Here is an 8475-nt window from a genome sequence, read left to right on the forward strand (position 1 = left end):
GTTTTTATATTTTATTTATATCCAATAACGTGAGAGGTTTTGTATGAAATTACCACCGCTTAGAATAAGGCATATAGAGGTGGAGATACCTATTATACAAGGGGGTATGGGCGTAGGTATTTCTTGGGAAAAACTAGCAGGGGCTGTTGCATCCTGCGGTGCAGTTGGCGTTGTTTCGTCTGTAGGCACAGGCTATAGATTTTTAGAGCTTGTTAAAAAAGATAAGTTTGGAAGGCCAATAGGTACTGAAAACGCTCACAACAGCGAAGCTTTAAGGCTCATTATTCAAAAAGCTAAAGAAATAGCTGGTGGCAAGGGCGCCATAGGTGTAAATATATTATCTGCTATAAATGATTACGGTAGAGTGGCAAACGAAGCTGCTAAGTTTGGAGCTGATCTGATCATATCTGGGGCTGGGCTTCCATTGAAATTGCCAGAATATACAGAAGGATATGACACGGCTTTAGTGCCCATAGTATCTTCTGCTAGAGCTTTAAACCTTATAGCTAAAACATGGAAAAAACGTTACAACAGGTTGCCAGACGCTGTAGTTTTAGAAGGGCCTATGTCTGGTGGTCATCAAGGCTTTAAATATGAAGATTGTTTTAAGCCGGAGTTTCAACTTGAAAATTTGTTTGATGAGGTTTACAAAGAAGCCCAAGAATGGGGTAATATACCTCTTATAGTGGCAGGAGGTGTTTGGGATTACAACGATATAAAAACCTATATTCAAAGAGGGGCAGCTGGTGTGCAGATGGCTACCAGGTTTGCAGTAACGAAAGAAAGCGATGCTCCTCTTGTATACAAGGAGCTTCTTTTAAACGCTGAAGAAAAAGATATAATACTGTTAAAATCTCCAGTGGGATATCCTTTGAGGGTTGTAAAAACTCCTTTTGTAGAAAAGCTTTTAAACGGTCATAACGGTTGGAAAGGCTGCGTGTCTGATTGTGTGGCTCCTTGTAAGCATGGAGAAGAAGCTAAGAAAGTAGGCTTTTGTATAGCCGATAGGCTTGGAGCTGCTTGCCTTGGGAATGTGGAAGAAGGTATTTTTATAAGCGGTGCCAACGGATACAAGTTGAAAAAACAAGGTATTATATCTGTTTGTGAGCTTATAGATATGCTCACCGGTAAGATACCAGACCCTACTGTAGACAAAAAAGAGACCTTTACAGAGGTGATGTAAGTTGAGGTTTTATGGGCTTTTAAAGGATGAAGATTTTTTAAATATCATACAAAAAGTCTCTGGTGAGGCTTGGATTATAGAAGATACAAAATCAAAAACAAAGGAAGAGTTTTCGAAAGACCAAATAAAACACCGACTTTTAGAGATAGCAAACGAAATAAACTCCTGGAAGCAAACTCTTACTCTTATGCCAAGCAACACTATTTTTGTGTTTGTGGCCGATAAAGAAGAACCAAAAGCTTTTAAAATATACGACACTAGCTCTTTGGGTTGCTCTACAACGCTTCCCCCTCCGAGATGGAAAGTTTATCAAAAGGGTATAGTGCTTGAATGATTTACCTTGTGATGGTAGGACAGCAAAAGCTAAGAGAGCTTATCTACCTTTGGACGCTTTTAAACTTAAACAACATAAAATGCTTTATATCTTATATAAAAAATGAACCTTCCTATGAAAAAACTGCTTCTTTTGACGGAGCCAAGGTTTTTATAAAAGACTCCGATATAGATAGGATAAATGTTCTTGATATACAAAACAGTATTTTTTTGTTAGAAAAGCCCATAAACTTTGAAAATATAAACAACATATATAAGGATATACTTTCTTTGTTATGAACAACATAGTTCTTTTTATGATAAGCACATGGTTTGGCGTAAGTTTGTTTTTTAGCTTTGACGTGGCTCCTACTCTTTTTGATACGCTTTCCACTTTTTTGGCTGGTGATGTAGTCGCAAAAATATTTCCAATGTATTTTGGTATTGGGCTTTTTATATTTATTATGAGTTTTTTTATTTTATTTTTTAGTGAAAAACCAACCCTTAGAAAAAACTTTGCTTTTTTGGTGCTAAATATAGTTATTTTTATAGCTTTTCTTACTTTCATACTGCCGGAGGCTTCGTTTTTAAAACATGTAGATTATCATGCTTTTCTTCGTTTACACGCTTTTAGTATGATATTAAACCTTATACAAATGGTAAATAGCTTTTTTATAATACTAAGCTTGCTATGATAAGACTTGGTATACTAGGTTCTACTGGCACTATTGGAAAAAACGCACTAGATGTTGTAAGAGCGCATAAAGACAAAATTAAGCTTGTAGGCATAGGTGCATACCGGGCTTCTGAAGAGCTTTTGGAAGAGGCGAAGGAGTTTAAACCTGAGTTTGTTTTCAGTGTAGAAACCCCTTCTAAAGATTGGCTTCAGGAAGTTTCAAAGTATTCTAGATATCTTAACGAAGAAGAGGGACTTCAGGCTATAATAGAGCACTCTGATAGGATTTTAAACGCTATATCTGGGACTTCCGGCATAAAAGCCACTTACAACATACTAAAAGCAAAAAAAATGCTCCTTGCTTCCAACAAAGAGTCGATTTTATGCATGCCAAATCTTATAAAGAAGAATATAGACTTGGTGATACCGGTAGACAGTGAGCACAACGCCGCTTTTGAGCTTCTTAAAAGCCATAAACACGTTAGGAACTTATACATAACGGCTTCTGGCGGTCCTTTTAGAGAGTATACTAAAGAGCAGCTTAGAAATGTCACAAAAGAAGAGGCTTTAAAACATCCAAACTGGAAGATGGGGCCAAAAATAACCGTTGACTCCGCTACTTTGATGAACAAGGGTATTGAGCTTATAGAAGCAAGCGTTTTGTTTGATATACCGCTTGAGCATATAAAAATACTCATACATCCTCAAAGCATAGTGCATGCTGTTGTAGAGCTTGAAAACGGCTCTTTTGTAGCAAACATGTCACTCCCTGATATGAAGCTTCCCATTCAAAATGCTATTTTTTATCCTGATGTGATAGACTACACTTTCAATAGGTTAGATTTAGCATCTATTTCTTGTCTTAGTTTTGAAAAGCCTAAAAGGGATTTGTTTAGGGCTATTGATGTTTGCGAATGGGTAGCCTCTATGGGAAATCCTTACGTGTCTGTGCTTTTGGGAGCTGATGATGAAGCTGTAAAACTATTTTTAGAAGATAAAATAAGGTTTTTAGATATACCGATTTTGATAGAGAAAGTGCTTTCTTCTGTGAATTTTCATATAGAGGAAGACTTAGAGGATATACTAAAAGCTGTAGAGTTTGGTAAAAGAAAAATATTGGAATTATCAAATCATAGGGTGTGATAAAATATAATATATGATAGGCACCCCACTATCTTACAACGCTACAAAAATATTGCTTCTTGGCTCAGGTGAGCTTGGTAAAGAGTTTGCTATTGAGGCTTTAAGACTCGGTATTGAGGTCGCGGCTGTAGACTCTTATCAGCATGCTCCAGCCCAACAAGTAGCCCAAAGATACTACGTTATAGATATGAAGAATAAAGAGCTTCTAAAGAGCATAGCTTACAGGGAAGCCCCAGATTTTATAGTCCCCGAGATAGAAGCTATAAACACAGATGCCCTTATAGAGTTAGAACAAGAAGGTTTTAATATAGTCCCTTGTGCCAAAGCTGTAAAATACACGATGAACCGTATAGCTATAAGGCGTTTTGCCGCTGAAGAGCTTGGTTTACCTACTTCTAAGTATAAATTTGTAAATACGTTTGAAGAGTTAAAACAAGCTGCCAACGAACTTGGTTATCCTGTGGTGGTAAAACCGGTAATGAGCTCTTCGGGAAAAGGTCAGTCTATAGTTTATAAAGAACAGGATTTGGAAAAAGCTTTTTATATAGCAAAAGAAAAAGCAAGAGGTGATTCAAAAGAGCTAATAGTAGAAGAGTTTATAGATTTTGATTACGAGATTACAATGCTTACTGTAAGGACAAGGAATCAAGGTATTTTGTTTTGTCCTCCCATAGGCCATATACAGGTAGAAGGAGACTATTACGAAAGCTGGCAACCTCATCCTATGGATGAAAAGCTTTTACAAAAAGCCCAAGACATTGCAAAAACTGTTGTAGAAGGACTAGGTGGATATGGTATATTTGGATGTGAGCTTTTTGTAAGAAAAGATGAAGTCATATTTAACGAGATATCTCCAAGACCTCACGATACTGGTATGGTGACGATGATCTCTCAAAACATGTCTGAATTCGAAATACATCTTAGGGCTATACTGGGCCTTCCCATACATATTGAGCTTTTAGGAGCCGGAGCGTCTTATTGCTTTCATGCAAAAACGGACGGTGTTATTCCAACTTACGATAACCTTGAGGAGGCTCTTTCTATACCAAACACAAAACTAAGAATATTTGGCAAACCCATCACAAGACCAAAAAGACGCATGGGGGTGGCTTTGGCTTTGGCAAACGACATAGAAACAGCTCGTCAAAACGCTAAAAAAGTGGCAAGCTCTGTAAAGATGATAGAAGAGAATATATAACTTATGTCTTATTTAGAAAACTATGATAAAAACATACCATCTTCAGATTATATCTTTAAAACTCTGATGAAGAAAAAAGAAAACATTCAAGCTCTTATAGAGGTAAAATATCCAGTACTTAGTAAGCATTTAGATTTTGAAACTATAACGTTTATAGATACAGAGAGTTACAATACCGATCAAGAACTAAAAACTCACTACGATATGGCTTGCGAGATAAAGTTGAAAAATACTAATAAGAAGATAGAGTTGTACTTCATATTTGAGCACAAGTCTTATCAAGACAAATACATATCAGCTCAACTCTTATCCTATATATCTTCTAAATTCAACGAATCGAAAAGGCAAGGGAAGGAAATTCCTAAAATAGTACCCATAGCGGTATATGTAGGGGAAAAAGAATGGAATATCCCAACTTCTATTGTCTATGATGAAGTTATAGATGAGGATTTGAAGAAATATATATTTGACTTTGAATATTTATTAATTACACCAAAAGATTTCAAAGATATAGAAAAAGAGGTTTTAATAAGAAGTTTAGAATTGTATGCTTATATAAAACTCGTAGAATTTATAGCTAATATGGAATCTTTTGATATTGCTATAAAAGAGATATATACCCATATATCAGATAAAGGTACGCTAAAGCTTTTTCTTATAGAACTCTATAAAACAAACAGAGTTGACTTTAAACAGCTAAATGATAAATTATTAGAGTTATCTCAAGGAGGTATAAGTATGAAAAACTTAATTGAAGATGCTATGGAGTATGCAAAAAAAGAGGGTATAAAAGAAGGTGAGATAAAAGCCATTAGAGAAATTATACTTGGTATGGTAAGAAACTACTTTCAGCAAGAGGATATATTAGACATAGAATCTAAGCTAAATAATATAAACGACTATGATAAGCTAAAAGATCTTACATTTAAGATACTTGCTTTTAAATCAATAGAAGAACTAAGGAGTTATTTAAATAGTATCTGATGGAAAACATAAGAAACTTCTCAATAATAGCCCACGTAGATCACGGTAAATCAACATTGGCAGATAGGCTTATAGAGTTTTGCGGGGCTATTACGGATAGAGAAAAAAAAGATCAAATGCTTGATACTCTTGATATAGAAAGAGAAAGGGGTATTACTATAAAACTTCAAGCGGTAAAAATAAATTATCATAGCAAAATCCAAAATAAAGATTTTACGCTACATCTTATAGATACGCCGGGACACGTAGATTTTTCTTATGAGGTGTCTAGATCTTTAGCGGCTTGCGAAGGGGCATTGCTTTTGATAGATGCTTCCCAAGGTATAGAAGCACAAACGGTGGCAAACTTCTGGAAAGCCGTTGAGCAAAATCTCGTTATAATACCTGTAATAAACAAAATAGACTTACCAGCGGCAGACCCAGATCGCATAAAACTTCAAATAAGAGACATATTGGGGTTAGACCCAGATGAGGCTATACTTGCTTCTGCAAAAGAAGGTATAGGTATAGAAGAGATTTTAGAGGCTATAACCAAAAGAATACCACCGCCAAAAGGAGACGAAAACGCACCTTTAAAAGCCCTCATATTTGACTCTTACTACGACCCGTATAGAGGTGCCGTAGCTTTTGTTAGGATATTTGATGGGTCTTTGAAAGTAGGAGATAGGATAAAGCTATTTTCAACGGGCAAAGAGTTTGAAGTTACTGAAGTGGGTGCTCAAACCCCCAAAATGACAAAGCTTCCTATATTAAAAGCCGGAGACGTTGGGTATATAGCAGCTTCTATAAAGGATGTGAGAGATATAAGAGTTGGTGATACCATCACGTTAAAGTCAAATCCTACTAAAGAAGCGATACCTGGTTTTAAAACCGCTAAACCTATGGTGTTTGCAGGGCTTTATCCCACCGAAGATTCAAACTTTGAAGAGTTAAGGGATGCCTTAGAAAAATACTCTATAAACGATGCAGCTATCACCTACGAGCCAGAGACATCGCCTGCTATAGGTATGGGGTTTAGATGCGGGTTTTTAGGGCTTTTACACATGGAAATAGTTCAAGAAAGACTCTCAAGAGAATACAATATAGATGTCATCACAACAGCACCAAGCGTTGTATATAGACTAAAGCTCAAAAACAAACCAGATATTTTAGAGGTTAAAAGCTCCAACGACGTACCAGACAACTTTGGTCTTATAGAATACATAGAAGAACCGTATGTACTTGCCACTATCATCACCCCCAAAGACTATGTAGGAAATATAATAAACATATGCCAAGATAAAAGAGGTATTCAGGTAAAGTTTTCTTATCTTGACCAAAATACAGCGTTGCTTGAGTATGAGATGCCACTTCAAGAGATAATAGTGGATTTTCACGACAAAATAAAATCTGCCTCTAAAGGCTATGCGTCTTTTGACTATGAATTTTTAGGATACAAAGAATCGGACTTGGTAAAGCTAACTATTATGATTAACAAAGAGCCCGTAGATGCTCTTTCATTCTTGGTGCATAGGGATAAGGCTTATAGAAAAGCAAGGGCTTTGGTGGAACAACTAAAAGAGACCATACCAAGACAGCTTTTTGAGATAAACGTCCAAGCGGCTATAGGTAGTAAGATTATAGCCTCAGAAAGAATACCGCCCATGAGGGCAAACGTCACCGCAAAGTGTTACGGCGGTGATATATCAAGGAAAAGAAAACTCCTAGAAAAGCAAAAAGAAGGTAAGAAACGCATGAAACAATTTGGAAAAGTATCTTTACCTCAAGAAGCGTTTTTAAGCGTTTTAAAAGCTCAATGATAAAAACAACCGATATATCAAAATGGAACGACTGGCGCTGGCAGCTTCAAAATCGCATAACCACTTTAGAAGAACTATCAAAATATATAGAACTAACTGAAGAAGAGATAGCGTTTTTTGAAAAAGTATCAGACGAATACCCATTTGCCGTAACTCCTTATTATCTATCGCTTGTAAAAGACAAAAAAGACAAAAAAGACCCTATAAGACTTCAAATAGTCCCAAGCCCTCTTGAAATAGATGAAAAAGCCCAAAAAAACTCTCATCCAAACGCTTTAAACGAAGAAACTTTTATAAAAGGCCTTACTCATAGATACGAAGATAGAGTGCTTATAAGCGTTACCTCTTACTGCGGTGTATATTGCAGACACTGTATGAGAAAACGTATTTTCAAAGAGGGTACTCATGCCACTCCGAAAGAGCTTTTAGACGTTTATTTTGATTATATTAAAAGCCAAAAAACCGTAAAAGATGTGCTGATATCAGGAGGAGACCCTCTTACTTTGGACAACGAAAAACTAAGATATATATTAGATAACCTATCTTCTATAGAACATCTTGAAGTAATAAGAATAGGTTCAAGGGTACCAGTCACCCTTCCTCAGCGCCTTTACGATGAGGAACTTCTTGATATACTATCAAAATACGACAAACTTTGGATAAACACCCATTTTAACCACCCAAACGAAATAACAGAAGAGACCAAGATAGCTATAAGAAACCTCTTAAGGGCTGGAGTACCCGTTAACAACCAGGCTGTGCTTTTAAAAGATGTAAACGATGATAAAGAGGTTATGCTTGAACTGATGAGAAAGCTATTAAGCATAAAAGTAAAACCCCAATACCTCTTCCACTGCGATCCTATCACTGGCACAGTTCACTTTAGGACGTCCATAGAAAAGGGTTTAGAAATTATGGATTACATGAGAGGAAGGCTTAGTGGATTTGGTATACCTACATACGCAATAGACCTTCCCGGCGGTAAAGGTAAAGTCCCTATGGTACCAAACTATTTTAAAAAGCTTGAAGATGGTTCTTACGAGTTTATAGCTTTTGATAAGACAAAAGTTGTTATCACCGAATAGTCGTTTAAAAGTTATAGTATATTTATTAAAGGTGAAACAAGATTATTTTATAAGAAACTTTGACTGCACAAGTTAATCTATAAGCTATATCGTCC

9 protein-coding genes are annotated in these 8475 nt (G+C 36.2%); all 9 read left to right on the top strand.

The annotated features are described in order from the left end of the window. The first annotated feature begins 43 nt into the window (after positions 1–43). Genes ACP5S8_RS02850 through ACP5S8_RS02890 form a run of 9 tightly spaced genes read left to right on the top strand, consistent with a single transcriptional unit; the run spans position 44 to position 8380 of the window. Complete coding sequence (locus tag ACP5S8_RS02850; protein ID WP_461875605.1) at positions 44–1183, top strand: NAD(P)H-dependent flavin oxidoreductase; 1140 nt, start codon at positions 44–46, stop codon at positions 1181–1183. A gap of 1 nt (position 1184) precedes the next feature. After that, positions 1185–1517, top strand: coding sequence for a hypothetical protein (locus tag ACP5S8_RS02855; protein ID WP_461870847.1), 333 nt, complete (start codon positions 1185–1187; stop codon positions 1515–1517). Next, a complete protein-coding gene (locus ACP5S8_RS02860) occupies positions 1514–1795 on the top strand; it encodes a hypothetical protein (protein WP_461870848.1) in 282 nt (93 codons plus the stop codon). Before ACP5S8_RS02855 ends, ACP5S8_RS02860 begins: the two co-directional genes overlap by 4 nt. Beyond that, positions 1792–2190, top strand: coding sequence for a DUF4149 domain-containing protein (locus ACP5S8_RS02865; protein ID WP_461875607.1), 399 nt, complete (start codon positions 1792–1794; stop codon positions 2188–2190). Before ACP5S8_RS02860 ends, ACP5S8_RS02865 begins: the two co-directional genes overlap by 4 nt. Beyond that, positions 2187–3314 (top strand): 1-deoxy-D-xylulose-5-phosphate reductoisomerase, encoded by a 1128-nt coding sequence (gene dxr / locus ACP5S8_RS02870; protein ID WP_461875608.1) that lies wholly within the window; start codon positions 2187–2189, stop codon positions 3312–3314. Before ACP5S8_RS02865 ends, dxr begins: the two co-directional genes overlap by 4 nt. 13 nt (positions 3315–3327) lie before the next feature. Then, the gene (gene purT, locus ACP5S8_RS02875) at positions 3328–4512 is read left to right on the top strand and encodes a formate-dependent phosphoribosylglycinamide formyltransferase (RefSeq protein WP_461875609.1); all 1185 of its coding nucleotides are present in this window, start codon (positions 3328–3330) and stop codon (positions 4510–4512) included. A gap of 3 nt (positions 4513–4515) precedes the next feature. Continuing rightward, positions 4516–5496: an Rpn family recombination-promoting nuclease/putative transposase gene (locus ACP5S8_RS02880; protein WP_461875610.1), complete on the top strand. Its 981-nt coding sequence runs from the start codon at positions 4516–4518 to the stop codon at positions 5494–5496. Continuing rightward, positions 5496–7295, top strand: a complete 1800-nt coding sequence (lepA, locus tag ACP5S8_RS02885) for a translation elongation factor 4 (RefSeq protein WP_461875611.1) — start codon at positions 5496–5498, stop codon at positions 7293–7295. The genes ACP5S8_RS02880 and lepA overlap by 1 nt, the downstream gene beginning before the upstream one ends. After that, the gene (locus tag ACP5S8_RS02890; protein ID WP_461875613.1) at positions 7292–8380 is read left to right on the top strand and encodes a KamA family radical SAM protein; all 1089 of its coding nucleotides are present in this window, start codon (positions 7292–7294) and stop codon (positions 8378–8380) included. The genes lepA and ACP5S8_RS02890 overlap by 4 nt, the downstream gene beginning before the upstream one ends. Positions 8381–8475 lie beyond the last annotated feature (95 nt).

This window comes from Hydrogenobaculum sp., assembly GCF_049967395.1.
GTDB lineage: Bacteria > Aquificota > Aquificia > Aquificales > Aquificaceae > Hydrogenobaculum.